The sequence below is a fragment of the Luteitalea sp. TBR-22 genome, from assembly GCF_016865485.1.
Classification (GTDB): domain Bacteria; phylum Acidobacteriota; class Vicinamibacteria; order Vicinamibacterales; family Vicinamibacteraceae; genus Luteitalea.
This window is the reverse complement of sequence record NZ_AP024452.1, coordinates 206,376-230,121: the sequence shown is the minus strand read 5'-3', so window position 1 is coordinate 230,121 and position 23,746 is coordinate 206,376. Positions and strand designations below refer to the sequence as shown.

Sequence of the window (23,746 nt, the reverse complement as noted above, 5' to 3'; positions counted from 1 at the left end):
TCCACCACGCAGCAGGTCTATACTCGGGCTAGCGTCCTCCCCAACGCGTATGGACAGCCCTCCGCAGGCACCGCGCTCCCAGGTCGCCGGCCCCGGTTCCGAGGTGGCCGGGCTGGGGATTGCGTTGATCCAGCAGATGCGCGATGCCGTGATCCTCACCGATCGCGACGGCGTGATCACGTTCTGGAACGACGGCGCCGCCCGTCTCTTCGGCTGGACGGCGGAAGAGCGCCTCGGGCACCCGCTGGTGGACCACCACGACGAGGGCGCCCGCGACGACGTGACCGACGTCCTGCGCCAGGTCCTGGCTGGCGCCGACTGGGACGGCGAGCGCGAAGAGGTCCGCAAGGACGGATCGCATGTGTGGGTCGACCTCCGCGTCAGGCCGCTCAGGGACCACGAGGGGCACGCGGTCGGGGTGCTCGGCGTGTTCCAGGACATCTCGGCCCGCAAGGAGGCCGAGCGCGCCAAGCTCGTCGCGTCCGAACGCCTGCGGGTGGCCCTGGAGGCCGTGGGGGCCGTGGCCTTCTCGTGGGACGTGGGCAGCGACCAGGTCGTGCGGTACTTCAGCATCGAGCCGGCCCTGCCGGTCACCCCGCGTCCCGAGCGCGTCGCCGACGTGCTCACCCGCGTGTACCCGCCGGACCGCGAGGCCTTCAAGGCCGCAATCGCCGCCTGCCTCGACGGCGGTGGCCACGAATACCACAGCCTGTATCGCGTGCAACGCGACGATGGCTCGTTGGCCTGGCTCGAGGAGACGGGTCGGCTCGAGCGGGCGGCCGACGGGACCCCCATCAGGCTGACCGGCCTGTCGGTGGACGTGACCGAACGTCGTCGGAGCGAGGAGGCGCTGCGCTGGAACAACCGCGTGCTCGAGCAGATTGCGCGCGGGGCGCCGCTCGGCGAGGTGCTCGACTCGATCGTGCGGCACGTGGAAGGCCAGTTGCCAGGGTCCACGTGTTCGATCCTGCAGGTCGAGGAGGCCCGCCTGCGCGTCCTGGCAGCGCCGAACCTGGCGGCGTCCTGCAACGACGCGGTGGAAGGCATGGAGGTCGGCCTGCTCGCGGGCGGCTGCGGCACGGCCGCGTACCTCGGCGAGACCGTGGTGAGCCACGACATCGCCACCGACCCGGGCTGGTTGCCGCAATACAGGGCCGTCGCGCTGGCGCACGGCCTGCGTTCGTGCCTGTCGGTGCCGATCGTCGCCAGCGGCAACGTACCCGGCATCGAGGCCGGTCGCGTGCTCGGCACGTTCGCCGTCTACCGGCGCGAACCGGGGCCGCCCGATCCGCACGCGTTCGGGATCGTGACCGGCGCACTGGAGAGCGGTCCGCAGGTGGATGCACCCCAGCCCTCCACGCAGCAGCTGGCGATTGCCGGCGCCGCCCACCTTGCCCGCGCCGCCCTCGAACGGGAACTGGCGCAGGCCGCCCTGAAGGCGAGCGAAGCACGGTTCCGCGACGTCCTCGACGCCTCGCCGGCGGTGGTGTACCTCAAGGGACTCGACGGCCGTCTGCTGTTCGTCAATCGCCGCGTCGTCGAGGTCTTCGGTGTCCCGGCCAGTCGCTGGATCGGCCACACGGCGGCCGAGGTGCTGCCGGCCGACGTCGCGGCGACATTCGCACAACGTGAACGCGACATGCTGGAGACACTGCAACCGGTCAGCGTCGAGGAGTCCATCCGCCGCGCCGACGGCACGCAGGCGTCGTTCCTCAATCTGTTGTTCCCGCTCTTCCGGGAGAACGGCGAGCCGTACGCCATGTGCGGCATCGCCACCGACATCACCGAGCGTCGGGCGGCACAGGAGGAGCGCGACTTCCTCTGGAATGCCTCCCCGGACCCGGTCTGCATCGCCGGCTTCGACGGCTACCTGCACCAGGTGAACCCGGCATGGACCGAGCGGCTCGGCTGGACGGCCGAGGAGTTGCGAGCACGGCCGTGGCTCGACTTCGTCCATCCCGACGACGTCGAGGCGACGATGGCTGCAGGGACCAGGGTTCGGAGGGGTGAACCGGTGATGAACTTCGTCAACCGGTATCGCACCAGGGACGGCAAGTACCGGTGGTTCCTCTGGAACACCGTGTCGCTGCCGGAACGCGGGCAGCTCTTCGGCTTCATCCGCGACATCACCGAGCAGCGGCGGCTCGAGGAGCAGGTCCGGCAGGCCCAGAAGATGGAGGCCATCGGCCAGCTCGCCGGTGGCGTGGCGCATGACTTCAACAACCTCCTGACGGTCATCAACGGCTACACGGCCCTGCTGCTGGCCGACGTGGCGACGCCGGCGACGCAGAAGGAGTCGCTCACCGCCGTCCGGGAAGCCGGGGAGCGGGCGGCGGCGCTCACCGCGCAGTTGCTGGCATTCAGCCGAAAGGCGATCGTCGAGCCTCGCGTCCTCGACCTCCGTGAGGCCGTCGAGGGCTCCTTGCGGCTGCTCCGGCGGCTCATCGGCGAGGACGTCAAGCTGGAGACGTCCTTCGAGCCGAACCTCCCGAAGGTGCGCATCGACCCCGGACAGCTCGAGCAGGTGCTGCTGAACCTGGCGGTCAACGCGCGCGACGCGATGCCGACCGGAGGCCTGCTGCGGGTGACTGCCACGGAGGCGCAGGTGGCGATCGGCACGAGCGACCTGACCGACGTGCCGCCGGGCGCGTATGTCCGGCTGACCGTGAGCGACAGCGGCGCCGGCATGACCGAGGCGGTCAAGTCGCACATCTTCGAGCCGTTCTTCACCACGAAGGGCATCGGCAAGGGCACGGGCCTCGGGCTGGCCACGGTGTACGGGATCGTCCGGCAGGCCGGCGGCACGATCCTCGTCGAGACGGCCCTCGGCCAGGGCACCAGCTTCCACGTGCTGCTGCCCGCGCAGACGCTCGCGATACCCGAGGGCGACCAGACGGCGGCGGCCCACGCCCCGCACGGCACCGAGACGCTGCTGCTGGTGGAGGACGAGGAGGCGGTGCGGCGGTTCGCGCGCCTGGCGCTGGAGATGCACGGCTACGTGGTGCACGAGGTGGCGACGGCACGACAGGCCCTCGCGCTCGACGTCGCGGCGCTCGCCCACGTGAGCCTGCTGGTGACCGACGTGGTGATGCCGGGGATGGGTGGCCGCCAGCTGGCCGACCAGTTGCGGCGCCGCCATCCCGGCATGCGCGTCCTCTACATGAGCGGCTACACCGACGACGCGGTGGTGCGGCACGGGCTGGAGGCGTCGAGCGACGCCTTCATCCAGAAGCCGTTCACGCCGCAGGGCCTCGCACGCAAGGTGCGCGAGGTGCTCGACGGCGACGCGGCCACCACGCACTGAGCACCCCGGCGACCGGGCGCCACGTGGCGGGTCGGGCTACTTCTTCTGCGTCGCCAGGAAGGCGACCAGCACGTCCACGTCGGCGGCCGACATCGGCTTCTTCTTCATGGCCGGCTTCCGCGTCGAGGCCGGCTGGCGCTTGGCCGCCATGGCCACCGGATCGACGATCCACGCCTTGATCTCGGCGGCGCCGAGCCGGCTTCCCACGTCGTCGAGCGCGCCGTTCTTGTTGCCACGGCCGGCCAGCGCGTGGCACTGCGTGCACTTCTGTTCGACGAAGATCGCCATCCCCTTGTCCTGGGCCTGTGCCGCCGCCTGCGTCGGCACGATGACCGGGCAGGCCAGGACCACCGTCACCACCAGTGTTCTCGTGATCGTCATGTCGCTCACTCCAGGGCCTGCGTGCCGGTGCCAGCCAGTCGGACCTGCCCGAGCAGGATCGGCACGGCCACCCGGAGCAGGAAGGTGAAGACCAGGAACCCGATGGCGAACACCCCGGCCGCCACCCGCAGTTCGTGCATGGTCGGCGAGTACTCGTAGATCTCGCCGAGCGTGTCCGGGGTGAACCCGGGGATGATCAGGCCCATCCCCTTCTCGATGTAGCCGCCGGCGTAGGTCGCGACGGCCCCGACGTTCAGCGTCACGCTGTTGCGGCGCGCCGCCGGCACGATGAACAGCACCAGGGCGAGCAGTTGCAGGCCGACGGCGGTCCAGGCGTAGGGCACCAGCGTCGTGTGCGTGCCGATGCCCTCGAACCAGTAGCGCGTGTAGAGCGAGTGCTCGGTGTTGGAGTAGTACTCCTTGAAGACCTCCGCGCCGTGGAAGAACAGGTTCAGGAAGATGGCGTACGCCATCAGCTCGGCGATCTTGCCGATCGCCTCGTCCTTGATCTCGAAGTCGGTGAAGCGGCGGAGCAGCTGCAGCACCACCAGCAGGATGGCCGGCCCCGAACTGAACGCCGAGGCGAGGAACTGGGGCGCCAGGATCGAGGCGTTCCAGTACGGGCGCGACGCCATGCCGCTGTACAGGAAGGCGGTCACCGTGTGGATGGCGATGGCCATCGGGATCGAGAGCAGCACCAGCGGGTACACGAGCCGCAACGAGTAGTGCCGGCCGCGGAAGGCGCTGAACACCACGTGGGTCACCACGACGAGGTTGATCAGCAGGTACAGGTTCAGCACGATCACGTCCCAGGCCATCACCGAGCGCGGGAAGTTCAGGAGGCCGACGCCCGGAATCAGGTGCCAGAACCGCTCCGGCCGGCCGAGGTCCACCATGACGAACAACAGGCAGATGAGAATCGCGCTCACGGCCAGCAGTTCGCCGATGATGACGACCTCGCGGATCGGCTTCCAATCGTAGACGTAGGCGGGAATCACCAGGACCACCGCGGCGGCGGCCACGCCCACCATGAACGTGAAGTTGCCGATGTAGAAGGCCCAGCTCACCGGATCGCGCATCGCGGTGAGCGACAGGCCGACGCGGAGCTGGTCGACGTAGGCAGCCAGCCCCGACGCGATGAGCAGCAGGAGCAGGCCGATCCACGACCAGTAGAGCACGTCGCCGCGCAGCACCAGCCGGCCGCTGCTGCGCGTGAACGCCAGGAACGCGTGCAGGGTGGTCACCGGCGGCCTCACGTTCCGTAGAAGTAGAAGAACTTCGGCATGGTGTTGAGTTCTTCCTTCAGCACCATGACGCGCTCGTGCTCGATGATGTAGCGGATCTCGCTGTCGGGATCGAGCAGGTTGCCGAACTTGCGAGCGCCCACGGGACACACCTCCACGCACGCCGGATAGCGGCCCTCGCGCACCCGCTGGATGCAGAAGGTGCACTTCTCGACCACCCCCTTCGGCCGCGGCCGGTTCCCCAGGTAGTGCATGTGCGGATTGACGTCCGTGGCGGCCACCGACGGCGCCTTCCAGTTGAAGTGCCGCGCGCCGTACGGGCAGGCCGACATGCAGCACCGGCAGCCGATGCACCAGTCGTAGTCGATGACGACGATGCCGTCCTTCTCGGCCCAGGTCGCCCCGGTGGGACAGACCTTGGTGCACGGCGCATCGCGGCACTGCTGGCACGAGACGGGCACGTAGAACTTGCCCTCCTCGGGCACCTGCGCCGGCTCGTAGTACTGGTCGGCGTGCGCGAAGTCGACGCCATGCTCCTTGTCCATCTGCAGCACGCGGATCCAGTGCACCTGCGGATCGCGCGACTGGTTGTTCTCCTCGACGCAGGCATACACGCAACGGCGGCAGCCCGTGCAGCGGGAGATGTCGAGGGCGTACCCGAAGAGGACGCCCGGCTGCGGCCCCGCGGCCGACACGGTGACGTCCTTGCCGTAGGTCGCCGAGTACTCGCGCTCCACGTCGCCGACCAGCTCGCGAAGCCGCTCGCGCGACACGTCGTACAGGCGCTTCGGTCCGCACGCCGTGAGGATCCAGCCGGCGGCCGCGGCGGCGGCACACGTGGTGAACGAGCGGCGCGTGAGCGACGTCGGGTGGTCATCCACGTCGTGGGCAGTGCGGGGAGTGGCCATGGCTACCGCGTCATCGGGCCGGGGTGCACCGGCGCCGGTCTGGGAACGAGGGGCTTGAAGCGTGGCGCGTGCGGATCGTGACAGTGCACACAGAGCAGGTACTCCTTGCGGCCGTTCCAGAACCCCGTCCGTCGTCCGTGGATGCCGGCGCGCCAGTCACGGTGCTTCTCGCCGTGGCACTGCCCGCACAGTCGGTACGACTCCGAGAAGGGCACCAGCTCGCCGCCCGCGAGGTGCAGCTGGTCGCGGTCGACGGCGTCGTGACAGTCCAGGCACCAGCGGTGTTCCTCGTCGTGCTTCAGCACGATCTCGTCGTGCGCATCCACGAGCACGCGCCGCGTCCGGTTGGGCGGGAGGTCCGGCTGGGCGTGACAGTCCGAGCAGGGGAAGACGCCATCCGAGAAGGGCGGCGGCGGCACCTGCACCAGCTCCGGCTCGCCGCTGGCCCGCGCCGGGAGCACGACCTGCGTGCCTCCCCACGGCGCGTCGTCGGCGCTGGTGTCGCGTGACGGGCCGGCATGGCATCCACCGAGCGCCAGCACGGCGACCGTCGCCACGCCCGCCGCCAGCGCCGCGGTGTTCCTAGCCATGCGCGAGGTCCACCACGTGCTGCATCTGGCGCAGCCACATGGCCTGGAAGACCTGCAGGCGCTGGCCGAGCACGGTGGCGAGGTTCCGCATCACCGCGTAGCCGACCTCCGGGTGGGCGGCGAAGTGGGCCAGCAGCGCCTCGCGCGGCAGCGCCAGCACGTGGGCGGGGGCCGGCGCGGTGGCATTCAGCGTGAACCGGTGCGGTGGCACGAGGGTCGACCAACCGACGGTGTGCCCCGGGCCGCACTCGTCGATGCGCACGTCTTCGTCGTGGTGGTCGACCTGCATCGGCATGGTGAGCGACACCAGGCCCTGGTCGACGACGTACAGGTGCGTGGCGAGGTCACCAATCCTGAACAGGACGTCGCCGGGATGCAGCGTCAGGGCGGTGCCGAGCGACACCAGGCGGTCGACCTCGCTGGTGGCGAGACCGGCGAACAGGTCGGGGTGCGAGTGCATGGCGACGCCTCAGTGCAGGACGAGCGGCGAGTCGGTGTGCCGATGCAGCGCGTCGGCGGTGGGCGCGAGGTGGTACGACTCGGCAGCGGCCTGCTCGAGGCGGATGTGCTGTTCGAGCTGCCGCAGCAACCGGTCGACGCGCGCGTCGCGATGCGCCGGGGCGCCTGGCGCCGCGGCGATGAAGAACTGCGGGGGAGGCGCGGGCGCCGTGTGCGGCAGCGTCGGCGGCTCACCCGCGGTCGACTCCCGCCACATGTACACGATCGCCACGACCTGCGCCGTGGTCAGGACGATCGACAGGCCGAGCAGCATCAGGATGAGTCCCATCACGCGCCTCCTCGCAATCCTGCCGGCTGCAGTCGCACGATCGGTGCCACGCGAGAGGAGTTCAGAAGGCAGCCGTTTACCGATCGCCGCGACGCGCGCCGGGGCGCGCCTGACAGCCTGTCAGGTCGGCGCCTGACGTTCCGTCAGTCCGTTGACGACGTGCACGGGTTCTGCCACGATCCGCCGCAGTCGGTCCTCTTCCAGTCGCAGGTGGCCCATGAATCCGCGGTTGACCGGCACGACGGTTGGTCTGGCCCTGGGCATCACGATCGCGGCGAGCCTCGCGTCCGCCACCGGTGCGTACCTGTATTCCCTGCGGCATTCCGACACCCTGATCGACACCGCCCGCCGCGACGCGCTGGCCCAGTCCGAGTTGATCCGCAGCGCCCTCGAGCACGCGATGCTCGAGGACGATCACGCCCTGATTGCCGGCATGCTGACCACGTTCGGCCATGAGCCGAGCGTGCTGAACGTCGTCCTGCTCGATCGCGCCGGCAAGGTGCAGGCGACGGCGCGCCCGCTGGCTGCCGACGACAGCCTGCGCCCCGGCTCGCCGACCTGCCAGGCCTGTCACCAGTACCCGGCGGCGCAGCGCACCACCAGCCGGGTGATCGACGTCGCCGGCACGCGCATCCTGCGCACGGTGCTCCCGATCCGCAACCGGGCCGAGTGTCGCGAGTGCCACGACCCGCGGCACGCCATCAACGGCGTGCTGATCTCGGACATCGACACGAGTCCGATCCACGCCGCGGCCGCCCGCGACCTGCAGTGGATGGTCGCGGTCACCGCGCTGATCACGCTGCTGCTCGTCGCGGCGATCGGCCTGCTGGTGCGACTGATCGTCCTGCGCCGCCTCCAGCGCTTCGAGACGGCCGCGCGCCAGATCGCACAGGGCGACCTGACCCGCCGGGTGTCCGAGTCGGGCAGCGACACCATCGCGTGGCTGGCGCGCGAGTTCAACGTGATGGCCGACTCGGTGAGCTCGCTCGTCGGCCAGGTGCAGAACGAGCGCGAGCGGCTCGAGGTGATCATCAACAGCATCGAGGACGGCATCGTCGTGCTCGACCGGCAGCGGCGCGTCGTGGCGGCCAACAACGCGTTCCTGGCGCGGACCGGCGCCTCGCGCAACGAGCTGCTCGGGTGCTCGTGCCATCGTGACGGATCGGCGCCCTGCAGCGTGTCGGACTGCCCTGCCGTCGCGTGCCTGGACGCCTCGTCCACGCAGACGCGGATCTGCGAGCGGAAGCGGGCGGACGGGACGGTGGCGTGGGAGGAGGTGCAGGCCTCGCCCGTCTCGCGCCTGCCCGACGGCAACGTGCACGTGGTGGAGGTCTGGCGCGACATCTCCGAACGCCGCGCCGCCGAGGCACGCATGGCCGAGTCGCACAAGCTGGCGTCGCTCGGCCTGCTGGCGTCAGGGTTCTCGCACGAGCTGAACACCCCCCTGGGCACCGTGCTCGCCTGCGTCGAGGGCATCGGCCGCGAAACGGCCGACGACACCGCGACGCCCGACTGGGCCTACGTGCGGGAGACGGCGCTGACCGCCCGGGAGCAGGTGCTGCGATGCCGCGGCATCACGCAGCAGTTCCTCCGCATGTCGCGTGGCGCGCCGTCCACGCCGCAGTTGGTGGACGTGCAGGACGCCGTGGCCACGGCCATGCGGCTCGTGGCGCCGACGGCGCGCGAGCGCGGCGTACGCCTCGCCCAGCGCGGCACGACGACGCTCCGCCTGCGCGTGAAGGCCGACGAGTCCGAGCTGCAGCACGCCTTGATCAACCTCATGCTCAACGCCGTGCAGGCCTCGCCTCCCGACGGGGTGGTCGACGTGGAGATCCAGTCGGGACCCGCCGTGCGCGTGGCGATCACGGACGCCGGCGGCGGCATCGCCCAGGAGCACCTGGCGCACATCTTCGAGCCGTTCTTCAGCATGCGGCCCGGCGGGACCGGGCTCGGGCTCTTCATGTCGATCAACGCGGTGCGCCGGTGGGGCGGCGACATCACGGTCCGCAGCGGGCTCGGCGCCGGGTCCACGTTCTCCATCACCTTGCCCGTCGTCGATGACACCGCCGCCGCCATCCCAGCCTAGGGCGTCCGCCACCCTCCTCGTCGTCGACGACGACGTCGCATTCCGGGGCGTGCTCGCCCACGAACTGAAGCGGATGGGATACGCCGTGTCTGCCGTCGGGTCAGCGGCCGAGGCATTGGCGTGGCTCGAGGCCAATGAGCCGGACGTGATCCTGCTGGACCTCCGGTTGCCGGACGTGACGGGCCTCGAGGCGCTCCGGTCGATCCGCCAGGCGAATGCGACGCCCGACGTGATCATGCTCTCGGGTCACGGGTCGGTCGACGAGGCGGTCGAGTCGATCCGGCTCGGGGCGTTCGACTTCGTCACCAAGCCGTGTCCGCTCGACGAGCTCGACATGCGGATCCGTCGGGCGCTGGAGCGCCAGGCCCTGCGGCGACGGACGCACCTGCTCGAGCGGGGCCTCACGCCACCCGATCTCGGCGATGCCTTCGTCGGCGAGAGCCCGGGGTTCCGCCGCGTCCTCGACCTCATCGAGCGGGTCGCGCCCACCGATTCCACCGTCCTCATCGGCGGCGAGACCGGGACCGGCAAGGAGATGGTCGCCAAGCTGCTGCATGCGCGGAGCGCGCGGCGTCAACGGCCGTTCGTCGTGGTCGAGTGCGCCGCCCTCCAGGAGACCCTGCTGCACAGCGAGTTGTTCGGGCACGAACGCGGCGCGTTCACGGGCGCCGACCGCGCCAAGGCGGGCCTGTTCGAGGTCGCCCATGGCGGCACGATCTTCCTCGACGAGATCGGCGAGATCAGCCCGGCCACACAGGTCTCGCTGCTGCGCGTCCTCGACACCTCGACGTTCCGGCATGTCGGCGGCACCGCCGAGATCCGCGTGGACGTGCGCGTGCTGGCGGCCACCAACCGCAACCTGCCCGACATGGTCGCGCAGGGCGTCTTTCGGGAGGATCTCTACTACCGGCTGCGCACCGTGGGCGTGGTGCTCCCGCCGCTGCGTGAACGCGGCGGCGACGTGGCGATCCTGGCGAGGCACTTCGTCGCACGGATGTGCGCGCGTACGGGACTGGAGCGTCGACTCGCCCCGGCGGCGCTCGAGGCGCTCGCGCAACACGACTGGCCGGGTAACGTGCGCGAGCTGATGCATGTGATCGAGGCGGCGGTCGTGGTGTCGGAGGGCCCGGAGATCCTGCCGGAGCACCTCTCCCTGCGGTCGAGGCGGGTCACTCCCCCTTCCCCCGGTGCATCGCCGACCGCCCCCGACGACCTGCCCACGCTCGAGGCGCTCGAGCGGGCACACATCACGACGGTGCTGCAGGCGACGCACGGGCACCGCAGCCACGCCGCCAGGATCCTCGGCATCAGCGAGCGCAACCTGTATCGCAAGCTCCACGAGTACGGACTCCTCCCCTAGGAGGCCCAGGGCTCACGGCTCCCGGTCGGGCGCTGCGGCAAGGAATCGAGCCACCGCCGGGCTGGACCGGGCCGTGCAGCGAGGTCGTACGCACGGGTCACGAGCGGTGCGCTCGCGTGATGCTGCTGCGCGCGCCGGGCCGCAGGGGCGGGCCCTCTTCACTGGCATCCGCGTTGCTGAAGGCTGCGTGTCCACCTCCGTACGTCACGCGATCAGCCACAGCACCAGACCGATGCCCAAGACACCTCGTCCTGCCCCCGAACACGGCCGTCCCGTCGACTCCAACAGCCGCGCTACCGTCTCGGGCCCGGCCGACACGCCGTCGTTCGCGCACTCCAGCGACGATCTCACCGCGAAGCTCGCCGCCACCAACGAGCTGGCGGCGATGATGCCGGCCAATGCCAACAAGCCGGCCGAGTACGATCCCGCCACCGCGCTCGACCCGCCGGCGGGTCGGGCGTTCGTGCCCGACGACCCCATCGTCGGCTCCAGCACGGTGCAGGAGTCGCAGGGCAGCGACAAGGTCGGCAGCGGCTCGCCGGTGGTCGGCGTCAACAAGACGAATGCCCCGCTGGACCGCGTCCGCGCCGACTCGACCGGGCGCATGCTGACGACCAACCAGGGTGTCCCGGTCGCCGACAACCAGAACTCCCTGAAAGCCGGCCTGCGCGGGCCGACGCTGCTCGAGGACTTCATCCTCCGCGAGAAGATCACCCACTTCGATCACGAGCGCATCCCCGAGCGGATCGTGCACGCGCGCGGCTCGGCCGCGCACGGCGTCTTCGAGTGCTACGCGCCGCTCACCGAGTTCACGCGCGCCCACCTCTTCTCCGAAGCGGGACTGCAGACACCGGTGTTCGTCCGCTTCTCGACCGTGCTCGGCGAGCGCGGCTCCACCGACACGGCGCGCGACGTGCGCGGCTTCGCGGTGAAGTTCTACACGCAGCAGGGCAACTGGGATCTCGTCGGCAACAACATGCCGGTGTTCTTCATCCAGGACGCGATGAAGTTCCCCGATCTGGTGCACGCCGCCAAGCCAGAACCGCACTTCGCGATGCCGCAAGCGGCGAGTGCCCACGACACGTTCTGGGACTTCGCGTCGCTGATGCCCGAGATCACCCACATGCTCATGTGGGCGATGTCCGACCGGGCGATCCCGCGCAGCTACCGCACGATGCAGGGCTTCGGCGTGCACACGTTCCGCCTGGTGAACGCGGCCGGCGTGTCGCACTTCGTGAAGTTCCACTGGACGCCGACCGCCGGTACGCACTCACTGGTGTGGGACGAAGCGGTGAAGATCTCGGGCGCCGATCCCGACTTCCATCGCCGCGACCTCTGGGAGGCCATCGAGGCTGGCGCGTTCCCCGAGTGGGAGCTCGGCCTGCAGATCTTCACCGAGGAACAGGCCGAGGCGTTCACGTTCGACGTGCTCGACGCGACCAAGATCGTCCCCGAAGAACTGGTGCCAATCCGTCCCGTCGGTCGGATGGTGCTGAACCGCAATCCCGACAACTTCTTCGCCGAGACCGAGCAGGTAGCCTTCTGCACGGCGCACGTCGTGCCGGGCATCGACTTCAGCAACGACCCGCTGCTGGCCGGCCGCATCCACTCGTACGTGGACACGCAGATCTCGCGGCTCGGCGGGCCCAACTTCCACGAGATCCCGATCAACGCGCCGGTCGCACAGGTGCACAACAACCAGCGCGACGGCCTGCACCGCCAGACGATCAACCGCGGGCGGGTGTCGTACGAGCCGAACTCGCTGGCCGGAGGATGTCCCTTCCAGGCGGGCGCCTCGGCCGGCTTCGTGTCGTTCCCCGAGCCCATGGCGCAGGACGCGCACAAGGTGCGGGGCAAGCCGGAGAAGTTCGCCGACCACTACACGCAGGCGCGGCTGTTCTTCCACAGCCAGTCCCCGGTCGAGCAGCAGCACATCGTCAACGCGTTCCGCTTCGAGCTGTCGCGCGTGCAGGTACCGGCGATCCGCGAGCGCATGGTGGCCGGGCTCAGGCACGTCGACAACGCGCTGGCGCTCGCCGTCGCAGCGGGGCTGGGCATGAAGGCACTGCCGGCGCCGCTGCCGAAGGTGCTCGAGAAGGACCCGACGCCGGAGGTGACGCAGTCGAAGGCGCTGTCGCTGCTCGCGCGTCCCGGTGACGGCAGCGTGCGCGCTCGCCGTGTGGCGCTGCTGGTGGCCGACGGCGCCGACGGCGCGTCGCTCATGGCGGTGGCGCGCGAGCTGCTGGCGCAGGGCGCGGTGCCGCGCTGGGTCGGCTCGCGCCTCGGCACCGTGGAGACGACGACGGGAACGCTCGAGGTCGACGTGACAATGGAGGCGATGCCCTCGGTGCTGTTCGACGCGGTCGTCGTGCCGGACGGCGAGGCGGCCGTCGCCGCGCTGGCCGAGGACGGACGGGCGCTGGAGTTCGTGAAGGACCAGTATCGGCACTGCAAGCCACTGCTGGTGTTCGGCGCGGGCAGCAACCTGCTCACGAAGGCCGGCATTCCCACCACCCTTTCCGACGGCGCAGCCGATACGGGCCTGCTGATGGCCGGGGCCGGCGAGGCCGACGCCGCGAGCACCGCCTTCCTCGCGGCGCTGGCGGCGCACCGGCACTTCGCACGCGAGACCGATCCGCCACGCGTGTAGGAACGGGCTGAGGCTGGGGGCTGTGGCCCTGCGTCGCAGGGTTGCCGGCCAACGGCGGCGTGAGGCACGCCGCCCTGCCGTGTGCGCCCGCTCAGCGCGTGGCGGGCGGTGCGCCCGGCTCTGGCGGTGCGCCCTGTGGCCTCGGGGCGGGTGACGGCTTCATCAGGCGCCACACTCGTCGCGCTTCGACAAGCGCGGCAGCGACGGTCGTGCGGGTCACGCGCCACTGGGGCGGCGGCGACGTCATGTCGGCCATCAGCCGATCGAGGGTCGCCCGGTCCACATCGCCACGGCTGATCAACTGCCGTCCCGACTGGCCGAGCACGACGCCGTCGCGCGTCACGCGCCTGATGACGCGGCGCTCGTGCATCAGGCTGCTCGCCGAGAAGGTGTCCTCGACGACCGCCAGCAGCTTGTCGGGGTTGTTGCGGTGGGGCTCCACCGTGGCGACGATGCGATAGCCCGCGGCGTCGCTGTGGAACTCCGCGGGGCCCTGCATGGTCCCGAACGCGCGCATGAAGTAGGCCACGCCCCCGGTGAGGACCTCGGCCTGGCTCGCCGCCTGCTCCTGCGGGCGGACCTGCCAGAGGCGGATGCGTATCCAGAACCGCAATGCCTCGGCGTCCTCGCCCGTGAGCGTGGCCAGCATCTCCTCCAGATCGGTCGACGACGGGTCGAGGATCAGGTGCGGGCCGTTGCGCGTGTCGAAGGTGGCGCCCCACCCGTCCGTGCGACGCCACGTGGCGCTGATCAGCGCCCCGGAAGCATCCGTGATCCGGCTCGTCGTGGCCTCGGCGCCTGGGATGGTGGAGAAGACCGTGGTCTGGCGCTGGTGGATCGCCGGCTTGCCCGTTTCCTGCTCGAAGGTGTCGTAGATCTCCTGCCGAATCTTCCCGGGCTGGGTCCGCCACGAGCGGCTGCGCACCTGCGACTCGGAGATCACCCAGTCGGCCGATGCCTGCACCGGTTGCAGGTCGAGAACCGCGATGCCGGCCAGCACCAGCCCGATCAGCACGGTGGCCGCCGTCCCGAGGCGCCACGACATCGCGAGCATGCCGGCAGGTACACGTGGTCGCCCGCGCGATGGACTGGTGGCGGTCACGGTGGGTACGGCCTCGCCCAGGGGGAGCGACGCCAGCCGCACGCGCACGGCCTCGAGCGTGGCCTCCGTCTCGCCGACGCTGGCCTTCTCCTCGTCGTCGAGCACCGCCATCACGGACGCGTGCTGTTGCCGGAGTTGGTCGACAGCCGCGCGGCAGGCCGCGCAGCTGCGCACGTGCGCCTCGACGTCCCCCGGCGCGTCGAGGGTGTCGTCGGCGTCCAGCCAGCGTTGCAGCCGCAACAGGTCAGGACAGCCCGTGGGCACGACCGTCGGCGTGGTCATGGCGTCGACTCGCCGCGAGGACGGAACTGGTCCCTGCCGCGCTGGATCAGCACGCCCACATGGCCCGGCGCGAGGTCGAGGATGCCGGCGATCTCGCGGTACGTGAAGCCTTCCGCAAACAGCAGCAGCGCCCGACGCGCCCGGACGTCGTCGATGCTGGCCAGCGCACGCTGCACCTGCGCCTGCGCGTCGAGGCGCGCGACCGGGTCCTCGAGCGCCGCATCGGGGGCGACGACCGCCTGTTCACGATGCCTGGAGCGCTGCATGTCACGCCGCCGGTTGTGCGCCACGTTGGTGGCCACGCGGAACAGCCAGGCACGGAGGTTGGCGATGGCTTCGGGTGCTGGCTGTGTCCACAGCCGCAGGAACGTCTCGTGCAGCAGGTCCGCGGGATCGTCGTCGGCCCCGGCCAGGCGCCGGAGGTACCGGAACAACGATGGCCCGTGTTCCTGGTAGAGGCGGTCGAAGAGGGTCCGCTTCGCCTCGTCCGCGGCGTCCCGGTGTGGCGGCGACTGGCCTGCGTGCAAGGCGGCCGAATGCTACCACGGCACGCATGCGTCCTACTGGCCAGAAGGTAGGGTCGGCGCCAGCGCGGCCCCCGGCGCGCCAATCGCCTCGCGCGCTCGTCGGAGGGTCGCCGACGGCGGCTCGCCGAACGCGGCGGCGTACTCCCTGGCGAATCGGCCCAGGTGTGTCACCCCGTGGCGAATCGCCACGGTGGTGACCGTCAGGCCGGGCCGCGCGACGAGCAGGTCGGCGCGGATGCGGTCGAGGCGACAGCGCCGCAGGTATCGCTTCGGCGACAGCCGGAACTCGCTGTTGAAGTTCCGGTACAGCGTCCTCACGTGCAGTCCGCAGGCCGACGCGATGTCGTCCACCGACATCGGCTGCTCGGCATTGGCCTCGACGAACGTCGCGGCCTGCCGGACCGCTGCCTCCACCGCCTGCGCCGCTCGTTCTCGTCCCATCGATAGGCAGGACACCGGCGCGGGCGTATTTGTAACAGGGGCAAGTCCGCCCCACTCGTGAGGCCGTGTCTTCAGCGGAGGAACACGGCGTCGTCGAGGTTCATGATCGTGCTGGTCACGATCGTCCACGCGGCCAGTTCCACCGGGTCGAGCGAGGGATCCCGCGGGTGCTCGCCGGTGGCGAGGAGCGCGACGGCGGCCTCCTTCGACGAGGCATAACGCGCCTGCTCGCGCTCGAGCAGGCGCGTCAACGTCGCGACCTCGTTCGACGAGGGACTCCGCGTCAGTACCTGCCGGTAGGCCTGCGCGATGCGGTCGGCGGGGCTCGAGGCGCCGCGCACGACCTGCTCGGCCAGGACCCGCGCGCCCTCCACGAACTGCGGATCGTTCAGCAGGATCAGTGCCTGCTGCGGCGTGTTGGTGCGCTGCCGCGTGACGATGCAGGTGAGGCGCTCGGAGGCGTCGAACCCGATCGCCGAGGGTGGCGGCGCGGCGCGCTTCCATGCGGTGTACAGGCTGCGTCGGTAGAGGCCCTCACCGGTCGACTGCGGGTACCTGGCGCCGGCCGCCAGTGATTCCCACAGGCCGGCGGGCTGGTACGGATAGACGCTCGGCCCGCCGATGCGCCGCACGAGCAGCCCGCTCACGGCGAGCGCGGCATCGCGCACCTGCTCGACCGACATGCGGTAGGCGGGACCGCGGGCCAGCCAGGTGTTGTCGGGGTCGGCGGCGCGCGCCGCGGCGTCGACGACCGACGCCTGCCGATAGGTCGCCGAGGTGACGATCAGTCGCTGCATCGCCTTGGCGTTCCATCCGTCGCGCACGAAGGTGGTGGCGAGCCAGTCGAGCAGCGCCGGGTGCGTCGGCATGCGCCCCTGGCTGCCGAAGTCCTCGGCCGTGGCCACCAGGCCCCGCCCGAACGCCATGGCCCAGTACCGGTTCACGAACACGCGCGCCGTGAGCGGATGCGACGGCGACAGCAGCCACTTCGCGAGTCCGAGGCGGTTCGGGGGGAGGTCCTTCGGGAACGGCAGGAGCGCGGCAGGCGTGCCGGGCTGCACGCGGGTCGTCGGCGCGTCGTAGGCGCCCCGCGCGAGGATGAACGTGGGACGCGGTGTCGGCAGCTCGCGCATCGCCATCACGCTCGGCTGGGCCGTGAGGATCTCGTTCTCGCGGCCGCGGATGGCGGTGACCCTGGCCAGCGTCGCGCGATAGTCCGCGTCGACGTCGAGCAGGTAATGCTCGCGCAGCGCGGCGAGGGATGCCGGCGTCCGCTGCGCGAGCGCGGCGGCACGCGTGTCGACCCCGGTGGCGAGCGCGCCGATCTCGAGGGCGCTCAACTGCCGGCCGTAGGCGCGGAAGTCGTCGACCGACACGTCGCGGATCGACTCCTTGGCCAGCTCGCCGACGCTGCCGATGCGCAGGCCGAGCGGCGCTCCCGACATCTGGCGCCCCTCGATGCCGCTGTTGATCAGGCTGCGGTGCAGGTTGTCGACGATGGTGCGGGTCGGCAGCGGCGCGCCGTCGAGGAAGAGGCGCAGGCCGGCGGCGCGGCTCGACCCGTCGTAGGTCAGCGCCAGGTGGTGCCAGGCCGACGGCGCCACGGCGGTCGTGGAGCGCACCTCGATCGAGTCGTCCGGGGCGACGTGGTGCAGGGCGGCGGTGACGGTGCCGTCGGCCTCGAGGCGGATCAGGTACCCGCGGTAGCCGTTGGCGAAGCTGCCCGACCGCGCGATGAAGGGCCCGGACGTTCCCTTCACGTCGATGCGCATCCACGTGGCCAGCGAGAACGGCTGGTGACGGTCGAAGAATGCCGCCTCGTCGGGCGCCTTGATCTCGCTGTCGCCCCGCAGTCGCTGCGCCTTGCCGATGCGGCCGTCGACCGTGACGGGCGCGCGGTCCTCGTCGCCCCCGAGGTAGGCCGGGCCTCGCACCCTTCCGACGTTGGCGAAGATCCGGGCGGGCACCATCTTCGGCCCGGTCTTCTTGTCGACCATGCGGACCTCGCCCTCGCGCATGTCCTCGAGCGGCAGGTGGACCTCGAGGGCCTCGGTCGAGGGAAACGTCCCGGTGCGACGTGGCGCCTTCAACCAGGCCTCGAAGCCGGCGTCCCAGGTCGGCGAGTCCGGGGCGAGCGCCCGCTCGAGCGGCTCGCGTTCGGCGCGCAGCGCCGCGAGCGTGGCCTCGGCCTCGGCCGACGGCAGGATCACGGTGGGACTCGCCATCCCCGAGTACGGCGCCTGTCCGGCTTCGTTGATGCTGTTGAAGAAGGCGAACAGCTGGAAGTACTCCTTCTGCTGCACCGGGTCGTACTTGTGGTCGTGGCAGCGCGCGCACTCCAGCGTCACGCCGAGGAAGGCGCGGCCGAGGGTCTGCACGCGATCGGCGACGTACTCGACGCGGTACTCCTCGGGGACGATGCCGCCCTCCTGCGACTGCATGTGGTGACGGTTGAAGGCCGTGGCGAGGCGCTGCTCGCGCGTCGCGCCTGGCAGCAGGTCGCCGGCGAGCTGCCACGTGACGAACTGGTCGACGGGCATGTTGCGGTTGAACGCGCCGATCACCCAGTCGCGCCACGGCGACATGTCGCGCGGCACGTCGTCCTGGTAGCCGTGCGTGTCGGCGAAGCGGGCGATGTCGAGCCACTCGGCGGCCATGCGCTCGCCGTAGGCGGGCGAGGCCAGCAGGCGGTCGACGAGGCGCTCGTAGGCGTCGGGTCGCGTGTCGCGGACGAACGCGGCCACCTCCTCCGGGGTGGGCGGAAGGCCGGTCAGCGTGAAGGTGACCCGGCGGATCAACGTCTCCTTCGGCGCTTCGGGCTGCGGCGCCAGGCCACGCGCCTTCAGTTCGGCGTGCACGAACCGGTCGATGGGATTGCGGGCCGTCCAGGCGGGCGAGACCGGGGCCGGGATCTCGGGGCGGGTGGGCGCGCTGAAGGCCCAGTGCGGCTTCCACTCGGCACCCTGGTCGATCCAGCGAATGAGGATCGCCTTCTCGTAGTCGCTGAGCTCGAGGTGCGAGTCGGGCGTGGGCATGACGACGCCAGGGTCGTCGCTGAGGATCCGGCGGACGAGTTCGCTCTTGCGCGGTCGGCCCGGCACCACGGCCGTCGCTCCGGAGGTCAGGCGCGAGAAGACGACCTCCTTCTGGTCGAGTCGCAGGTCGCTCTTGCGCGCCGCGCCGTCGGGTCCGTGGCACTTGAAGCAGCGGTCCGACAGGATCGGCCTGACGTGGAGCGCGAAGTCGACCCGCTCCGGCAGGTCGGGGACGGATGGGCCGGGCACGCTGCACCCGGCGGCGACGCCGAGCAGGAGGGCGCCGAGCAACGCCCGCCATGCGAATCCTGTGGGGATGGGCATGTCTGCCCCGATTCTATGCCGAGAGGACAGGGGCAGGGCGGGGTGTCTCACCCCGCCGCGCCCTAGCGGCGGCTGCGCTCTGCCGCTTTCGCGAACGGGTAGTAGATCCCGACCGCGATCAGGAGCGACACCACGCCCCACACCGCGGCTCGCCAGTCCCCGCCGGTCACCAGGTAGTGCCCGATGATCGGCGGCGTCGTCCACGGCACGTTGATGAAGGGGCGCTGGACGAGCCCCCACGCCATCAGCAGGTAGCTGCCGGTGGTGAGCACCAGCGCGCTGATCACGTACGGCACCATGAACACCGGGTTCAGCACGATCGGCAGGCCGAAGAAGATCGGCTCGTTGATCTGGAACACCTGCGTCGGCAGCGACACCCGCCCGACCCGCCTGAACGCCTCGTCGCGCGAGAAGGCCAGGATGATCGCCAGCGCCAGCGTCGCGCCCGTCCCGCCGACGTTGACGAACGTGGTGAAGAAGCCGTTGGCCGTCACGTACGGCAACGGCTGCCCGGCCTGCACGGCCGCGACGTTCTCGGCCAGGTACTGCAGGAAGATCGGCGCGACGATCGCGTCGAGCGCGTTGTCTCCGTGGATGCCCACCGACCAGAGCAGGCTCACCAGGCACGCGTACACGAGGATCCCCGGCAGGGTGTTCAGCGCGAACACCAGCGGCGAGAACGCCTGCTGCACCACGTGGTTGATGTCGACGCCCGCCACGAAGCGGACCAGCCAGAACCCGATCACCAGCACGGCCAGCGGGATCAGCGACAGGAACGACTGGTACACCACCGCCGGCACCGTGTCGGGCATCGTGATGACCAGCCCGCGATCGGTGAAGACCTTCTGCGTGCGCACGACCACGAGCGCGACGATGATGGCGGTGAACAGGCCCTGCGACCCGAGCGCCGGCGTCCGGAACGTGAGGTCGGCCGGCTCGATCTGCACCAGCAGGAACACGACGACGGCCATGGCGGCGCTGACGATCGCTTCCTGGCCGAGTCGCGTGCCGAGATCGTGCGCGATCGCGAGGCACACGACGAGCCCGAGCAGGCCGAACGTCGCGGTGACGGGAACCTGCAACAGCGGCAACCACGGCGCGACGATCGCATCCCACCCCGGCACGGGGAGGTACGACACCACCATGAAGAGGCCGCCGATGATCGTCAGCGGCACCACCGACACCATGCCGGCCCGGATCGCCGACATGTACGTGTTGTCGCTGATGGCCGCGAGGGCCGGGGCGAGGCGGGCGTCGACGAAGGTCGTGAGCCGCGTCACGCGTCAGCGCCCTGCCGAGGCGTGCGGCGACAGCGCGTCGCGGTGCGCATGCACCTTCTCGAACGCCGCGGCGATGTCGTCGATGTCGGCGCGGCTGCCGAGCATCGTCGACTGGTCGAGCCAGATTGCCTGTTCGGCGCAGATCAGGCGACTGTTGGGACAGGCCACGCGCGTGTAGTCGAGGCGATCGCGGTCGGGAAGGTAGGGGCCGAACGCCTTGTTGCGGAACAGCGGCTGGTCGGGCAACGGATAGCCGTAGCCACCCACCGCCGGCACGCCCTCGGCCTGCAGCGCCTCGAGCACGGCGGAGCGCGGCGCGCCGAAGGCCGCCGCGTCGAGCCGCAGCATGAAGAGGTGCCGGCTGTGCCGGGTGCACCAGGAGGGACGCGCCTGCGGGTGCAGGCCCGGCAGCGACGAGAGGCGCGCGGCCAGGTAGTCGCCGTTGGCGTCGCGCGTGGCGGTCTGCGCCTCGAGGCGATCGAGCTGGCTGTTGAGCAGCGCGCCCTGCAGTTCGCCGAGCCGGTAGTTGCCCGAGATCACGTGGTGCTCGTACCAGACCCCGCCGGGCACGCGGCCGCAGTTGTGGATCGAGCGGCAGGACTCGGCCAGCGCCGCGTCGTTGGTCGTGATGATGCCGCCCTCGCCCGACGTCAGGTTCTTGCTCGACTGGAACGAGAACGAGCCGACGTGGCCGATCGAGCCGCACGGCCGGTCGCGCCACGTGGCGCCATGCGCGTGCGCGGCGTCCTCGAGGACGAAGAGGCCGTGGCGCGACGCGATGGCGAGGATCGCGTCCATGTCGGCCGGCTGGCCCGCGAAGTGGACCGGGATGATGGCGCGGGTCCGCGGCGTGATGGCTGCCTCGACCTGCGTCGGGTCGATGTTGAACGTGTCGAGGTCGACGTCGACGAACACCGGAACCGCGTTGGCCTCCACGACCGCCGTCGCCGTCGAGAGGAACGTGTAGGTGGGGACGATGACCTCGTCACCGGCCTGCAGGCCGGCGGCCATCAGCGCGATCCGCAGCGACACGGTCCCGTTGACCACGGCGATGGCGTGCGCGCAGCCGTGCATCGCGGCGAAGCGCCGCTCGAACTCGGCCACCTGGTCGCCGGCGAGACGTCCCCACTTGCCGCTGCGCAGCGCCGCGAGCACGCGCGCCTCGTCGGTCGCATCGAAGATCGGCCACGAGGGGAACGGCCTGGTGCGCACGGGGGCGCCGCCGTGGAGTGCCAGGGGTGATGTCGTCATGGCGTCGGTTCCATGTCCTGCGTGCCCGCGGATGCAGCCGTCGACGCTGGTCGGCGGTCGACGTCCTGCAGCCTCCGGCCCATGTAGAGGCTGCCGTCCTCCGGCGAGCCGATGCGTGTCAGCTCCGTGAATCCGAGGCGCGTGTAGAAGGCGTGGGCCTTGTGGTTGCGGGCCCACATGCCGAGGTGCACGCCCGGCGAGCCGGCGTCGCGGAGGCGATTCATCAGCGTCTCCATCATGCGTCGCCCGTGGCCCTGCCCCTGTGCACGCGGCAGCAGGTCGATGTGCAGGTGCGACGGATACAGATCGTACGGCTCCGGGCAGAAGTAGTCGGCCGCGTGATACCAGCCGTACACCTCCTGCACCCTCGACCAGTGCTGCGGATCGCCCTCGGGCTTCGGGTAGCGTGCGCACAGGTCGGGCCGCCACTCGGCGTCGTACCGCGCGTAGAAGGTCCGCGAGTCGAGCGCGCCGAGCGCGTAGCCGCATACGCCCCCGGAGTCCTCGAGCACCAGCGCGAACGCCGGTTCGAGTGCCAGGTACGGGCCGACGAACAGCCGACCGAGCGCATCGGGATCGTCGCGGTAGATGGGCTCGCCATCTCCACCGGCATCGCCGGTCTTGAGGCACACGTGGTACGCCGCGGCGCGATCCTCCGGCCGAGCCGACCGGATGACCACCGACGACCGTGGCGTTCGACCTTCAGGCCAGCCGGCGCTCACGGATGGTCCTCCGAGCAGGCCGTGAACGTGCCATCGGGATGCTGCTGCAGGAGGCGTTGCAGGCGGGCAACGGTGCCACCGCGGAACGTGCGCGGCTGGTGGAAGTCGGACCGCACGCGCACCTGCCCGTCGCTGGTCGCCAGCCGGGCCTGGGCCGCGCGGATCAGCAGGTCGAGTTCCTCGCGCAGGTCCCAGATGCGGCGCGACAGCGCGTTGAACAGCGGCCGGTCGCGCAGGGTCGCGAGGCGCGCGCACATGTCGCGGCGACGTGTCGCCTCCTCGAGGAACCGCTGCGTGACGTCGCGCCAGTCGTCACCGGTGCCGGTGAGGGCTGCACGTGCCAGCGCCAGCAGGGCCTCGGCTTCGGGCCCCTCCTCGTACGGCAGGTAGTAGCAGTCGGCCAACCACACGAGATCCTCGAAGGCCATGGGTCCGGCCACGGTCTCGAAGGCCGGCAGCCACTCGCCGAGCGCGTCGAGATACGCCCGGCGCGGGTCCCAGGTCGGACCGGGCTCGTGCACGAACCTGCCGAGCGTGCGCAACGCCATGTGACCGAGCGGGAACTCCGTGTTCGGGTTCGTGAGGATGCCGCGCACCTCGTCGCGCAGGTCCAGCGGTCGCCCTGCGTACGGTCCGAGGATGATGCGCCGGCCGTCGTAGTCGTTGGCGTGGAGGTTGTCCCAGATCAGCGGCTTGCGTCGCAGGCGCCTGGCCACCTCGCGCACGTGGTCCACCGTGATCTCGCGCGAGACGATGTCTGGACCGGTCCAGAAGACGTCGATGGCGGAATCGAGCGCCGCGCCGAGCGCCTCGAGGTAGCCGCGACCGCCGTGGCCGGCAGCGACCATCCGCTCACAGTAGGGAGTGGGGCAGAACGCCGCGATCAGGCCGGGCGTGCGGGCACGCAGCGCGGCGACCACGTCGTTGGCCACATCGGCCTGGGCGGCCGCCAGCGAGCCCCAGCGCGCGAGGTCGCCAGGGTCGAGGGCATCGGGGATGTCGTCGAACAGCAGCGCGAGGCCGTCGCAGCCCAGATCCACCATCTGCGTGCACCGCGTCAGCAGCGCGGCCCGATCGGCGGGATCGCCGTACCGGATGTCGAGGCCCGGCCCGATCCCGTACAGGAAGCGCAGGCCGTGCGCATGGCAGGCCGCGACGAGCGCTGCCATCGCGCGCGCCTCGGCCTGGCCGTACGGCTCCCGCCAGATCGCGCGGTGGTGGAGGTCGTCCTTCGGGCAGTACAGGTAGGTATCGAGCCCCCACGACGCCATGCGCGCAAACAGCGTCGCGCGCTCGTCGGCTGTCCACGGCGGGCCATAGAAGCCCTCGATCACGCCTGAGAGGAACATCGCCGCCCGACAGGATACTTCCGCTGGCAATTCGAAATTTGAAATTTGAAATTGATCGGCGGCCGGCCTGTCGGCCTTGCCGCTCGATGCATCCCGGAGGGGCGGCGGCGAAGCCGCGCCCCC

Annotated in this window: 18 protein-coding genes; 4 read left to right on the top strand and 14 right to left on the bottom strand. The window is 70.7% G+C overall.

Annotation, left to right across the window (positions count from 1 at the left end; genetic code table 11):
• Positions 1-49 precede the first annotated feature (49 nt).
• On the top strand, positions 50-3,304 hold the full coding sequence (locus tag TBR22_RS00970; RefSeq protein WP_239491076.1) for a PAS domain S-box protein: 3,255 nt from the start codon (positions 50-52) through the stop codon (positions 3,302-3,304).
• Between the two features lie 36 nt (positions 3,305-3,340).
• On the opposite strand, the gene TBR22_RS00965 is transcribed toward TBR22_RS00970, so the two are convergent.
• From TBR22_RS00965 to TBR22_RS00940, 6 genes are read right to left on the bottom strand one after another with little or no spacing between them, the layout of a single operon-like run.
• Positions 3,341-3,685, bottom strand: coding sequence for a c-type cytochrome (locus TBR22_RS00965; RefSeq protein WP_239491075.1), 345 nt, complete (start codon positions 3,683-3,685; stop codon positions 3,341-3,343).
• Positions 3,686-3,690: 5 nt separating this feature from the next.
• Positions 3,691-4,929: a sulfate reduction electron transfer complex DsrMKJOP subunit DsrP gene (gene dsrP / locus TBR22_RS00960; protein ID WP_239491074.1), complete on the bottom strand. Its 1,239-nt coding sequence runs from the start codon at positions 4,927-4,929 to the stop codon at positions 3,691-3,693.
• A gap of 8 nt (positions 4,930-4,937) precedes the next feature.
• Entirely contained in the window at positions 4,938-5,837 is a 900-nt protein-coding gene (locus TBR22_RS00955) for a 4Fe-4S dicluster domain-containing protein (RefSeq protein WP_239491073.1), read from the bottom strand.
• Positions 5,838-5,839: 2 nt separating this feature from the next.
• The gene (locus tag TBR22_RS00950; protein WP_239491072.1) at positions 5,840-6,427 is read right to left on the bottom strand and encodes a hypothetical protein; all 588 of its coding nucleotides are present in this window, start codon (positions 6,425-6,427) and stop codon (positions 5,840-5,842) included.
• Positions 6,420-6,887 (bottom strand): Crp/Fnr family transcriptional regulator, encoded by a 468-nt coding sequence (locus TBR22_RS00945; protein WP_239491071.1) that lies wholly within the window; start codon positions 6,885-6,887, stop codon positions 6,420-6,422. Before TBR22_RS00945 ends, TBR22_RS00950 begins: the two co-directional genes overlap by 8 nt.
• Positions 6,888-6,896: 9 nt before the next feature.
• Positions 6,897-7,214, bottom strand: coding sequence for a hypothetical protein (locus tag TBR22_RS00940; RefSeq protein ID WP_239491070.1), 318 nt, complete (start codon positions 7,212-7,214; stop codon positions 6,897-6,899).
• Positions 7,215-7,431: 217 nt separating this feature from the next.
• Between TBR22_RS00940 and TBR22_RS00935 the strand changes: the two genes are divergently transcribed.
• From TBR22_RS00935 to TBR22_RS00925, 3 genes are all read left to right on the top strand, one after another.
• On the top strand, positions 7,432-9,300 hold the full coding sequence (locus TBR22_RS00935; RefSeq protein WP_239491069.1) for an ATP-binding protein: 1,869 nt from the start codon (positions 7,432-7,434) through the stop codon (positions 9,298-9,300).
• A 49-nt stretch (positions 9,301-9,349) separates the two neighbouring features.
• Entirely contained in the window at positions 9,350-10,660 is a 1,311-nt protein-coding gene (locus tag TBR22_RS00930) for a sigma-54 dependent transcriptional regulator (RefSeq protein ID WP_239491068.1), read from the top strand.
• Positions 10,661-10,892: 232 nt separating this feature from the next.
• On the top strand, positions 10,893-13,310 hold the full coding sequence (locus TBR22_RS00925) for a catalase (protein ID WP_305068763.1): 2,418 nt from the start codon (positions 10,893-10,895) through the stop codon (positions 13,308-13,310).
• A gap of 91 nt (positions 13,311-13,401) precedes the next feature.
• Here TBR22_RS00925 and TBR22_RS00915 read toward each other — a convergent pair whose 3' ends face one another.
• From TBR22_RS00915 to TBR22_RS00880, 8 genes are all read right to left on the bottom strand, one after another.
• Positions 13,402-14,694 (bottom strand): hypothetical protein, encoded by a 1,293-nt coding sequence (locus tag TBR22_RS00915; RefSeq protein ID WP_239491067.1) that lies wholly within the window; start codon positions 14,692-14,694, stop codon positions 13,402-13,404.
• Positions 14,691-15,221: an RNA polymerase sigma factor gene (locus tag TBR22_RS00910; RefSeq protein ID WP_239491066.1), complete on the bottom strand. Its 531-nt coding sequence runs from the start codon at positions 15,219-15,221 to the stop codon at positions 14,691-14,693. The genes TBR22_RS00915 and TBR22_RS00910 overlap by 4 nt, the downstream gene beginning before the upstream one ends.
• A gap of 33 nt (positions 15,222-15,254) precedes the next feature.
• The gene (locus TBR22_RS00905; protein WP_239491065.1) at positions 15,255-15,662 is read right to left on the bottom strand and encodes a helix-turn-helix transcriptional regulator; all 408 of its coding nucleotides are present in this window, start codon (positions 15,660-15,662) and stop codon (positions 15,255-15,257) included.
• 71 nt (positions 15,663-15,733) lie between these two features.
• On the bottom strand, positions 15,734-19,021 hold the full coding sequence (locus TBR22_RS00900) for a DUF1553 domain-containing protein (RefSeq protein ID WP_239491064.1): 3,288 nt from the start codon (positions 19,019-19,021) through the stop codon (positions 15,734-15,736).
• Between the two features lie 62 nt (positions 19,022-19,083).
• A complete protein-coding gene (locus tag TBR22_RS00895; RefSeq protein WP_239491063.1) occupies positions 19,084-20,301 on the bottom strand; it encodes a PTS sugar transporter subunit IIC in 1,218 nt (405 codons plus the stop codon).
• A gap of 3 nt (positions 20,302-20,304) precedes the next feature.
• Positions 20,305-21,552, bottom strand: coding sequence for a DegT/DnrJ/EryC1/StrS aminotransferase family protein (locus TBR22_RS00890; RefSeq protein ID WP_239491062.1), 1,248 nt, complete (start codon positions 21,550-21,552; stop codon positions 20,305-20,307).
• Positions 21,549-22,274, bottom strand: a complete 726-nt coding sequence (locus TBR22_RS00885; protein ID WP_239491061.1) for a GNAT family N-acetyltransferase — start codon at positions 22,272-22,274, stop codon at positions 21,549-21,551. The genes TBR22_RS00890 and TBR22_RS00885 overlap by 4 nt, the downstream gene beginning before the upstream one ends.
• Positions 22,271-23,623, bottom strand: a complete 1,353-nt coding sequence (locus tag TBR22_RS00880) for a beta-N-acetylglucosaminidase domain-containing protein (RefSeq protein ID WP_239491060.1) — start codon at positions 23,621-23,623, stop codon at positions 22,271-22,273. The genes TBR22_RS00885 and TBR22_RS00880 overlap by 4 nt, the downstream gene beginning before the upstream one ends.
• Between the last annotated feature and the right edge of the window lie 123 nt (positions 23,624-23,746).

What these genes read in the sequence shown, in the direction of transcription:
- TBR22_RS00970 (WP_239491076.1), top strand. Translation starts at nt 50, where the DNA reads ATGGACAGCCCTCCGCAGGCACCGCGCTCCCAGGTCGCCGGCCCCGGT.
- TBR22_RS00965 (WP_239491075.1), bottom strand. Translation starts at nt 3,685, where the DNA reads ATGACGATCACGAGAACACTGGTGGTGACGGTGGTCCTGGCCTGCCCG.
- TBR22_RS00955 (WP_239491073.1), bottom strand. Translation starts at nt 5,837, where the DNA reads ATGGCCACTCCCCGCACTGCCCACGACGTGGATGACCACCCGACGTCG.
- TBR22_RS00950 (WP_239491072.1), bottom strand. Translation starts at nt 6,427, where the DNA reads ATGGCTAGGAACACCGCGGCGCTGGCGGCGGGCGTGGCGACGGTCGCC.
- TBR22_RS00945 (WP_239491071.1), bottom strand. Translation starts at nt 6,887, where the DNA reads ATGCACTCGCACCCCGACCTGTTCGCCGGTCTCGCCACCAGCGAGGTC.
- TBR22_RS00940 (WP_239491070.1), bottom strand. Translation starts at nt 7,214, where the DNA reads ATGGGACTCATCCTGATGCTGCTCGGCCTGTCGATCGTCCTGACCACG.
- TBR22_RS00935 (WP_239491069.1), top strand. Translation starts at nt 7,432, where the DNA reads ATGAATCCGCGGTTGACCGGCACGACGGTTGGTCTGGCCCTGGGCATC.
- TBR22_RS00925 (WP_305068763.1), top strand. Translation starts at nt 10,893, where the DNA reads ATGCCCAAGACACCTCGTCCTGCCCCCGAACACGGCCGTCCCGTCGAC.
- TBR22_RS00915 (WP_239491067.1), bottom strand. Translation starts at nt 14,694, where the DNA reads ATGACCACGCCGACGGTCGTGCCCACGGGCTGTCCTGACCTGTTGCGG.
- TBR22_RS00905 (WP_239491065.1), bottom strand. Translation starts at nt 15,662, where the DNA reads ATGGGACGAGAACGAGCGGCGCAGGCGGTGGAGGCAGCGGTCCGGCAG.
- TBR22_RS00900 (WP_239491064.1), bottom strand. Translation starts at nt 19,021, where the DNA reads ATGCCCATCCCCACAGGATTCGCATGGCGGGCGTTGCTCGGCGCCCTC.
- TBR22_RS00890 (WP_239491062.1), bottom strand. Translation starts at nt 21,552, where the DNA reads ATGACGACATCACCCCTGGCACTCCACGGCGGCGCCCCCGTGCGCACC.
- TBR22_RS00880 (WP_239491060.1), bottom strand. Translation starts at nt 23,623, where the DNA reads ATGTTCCTCTCAGGCGTGATCGAGGGCTTCTATGGCCCGCCGTGGACA.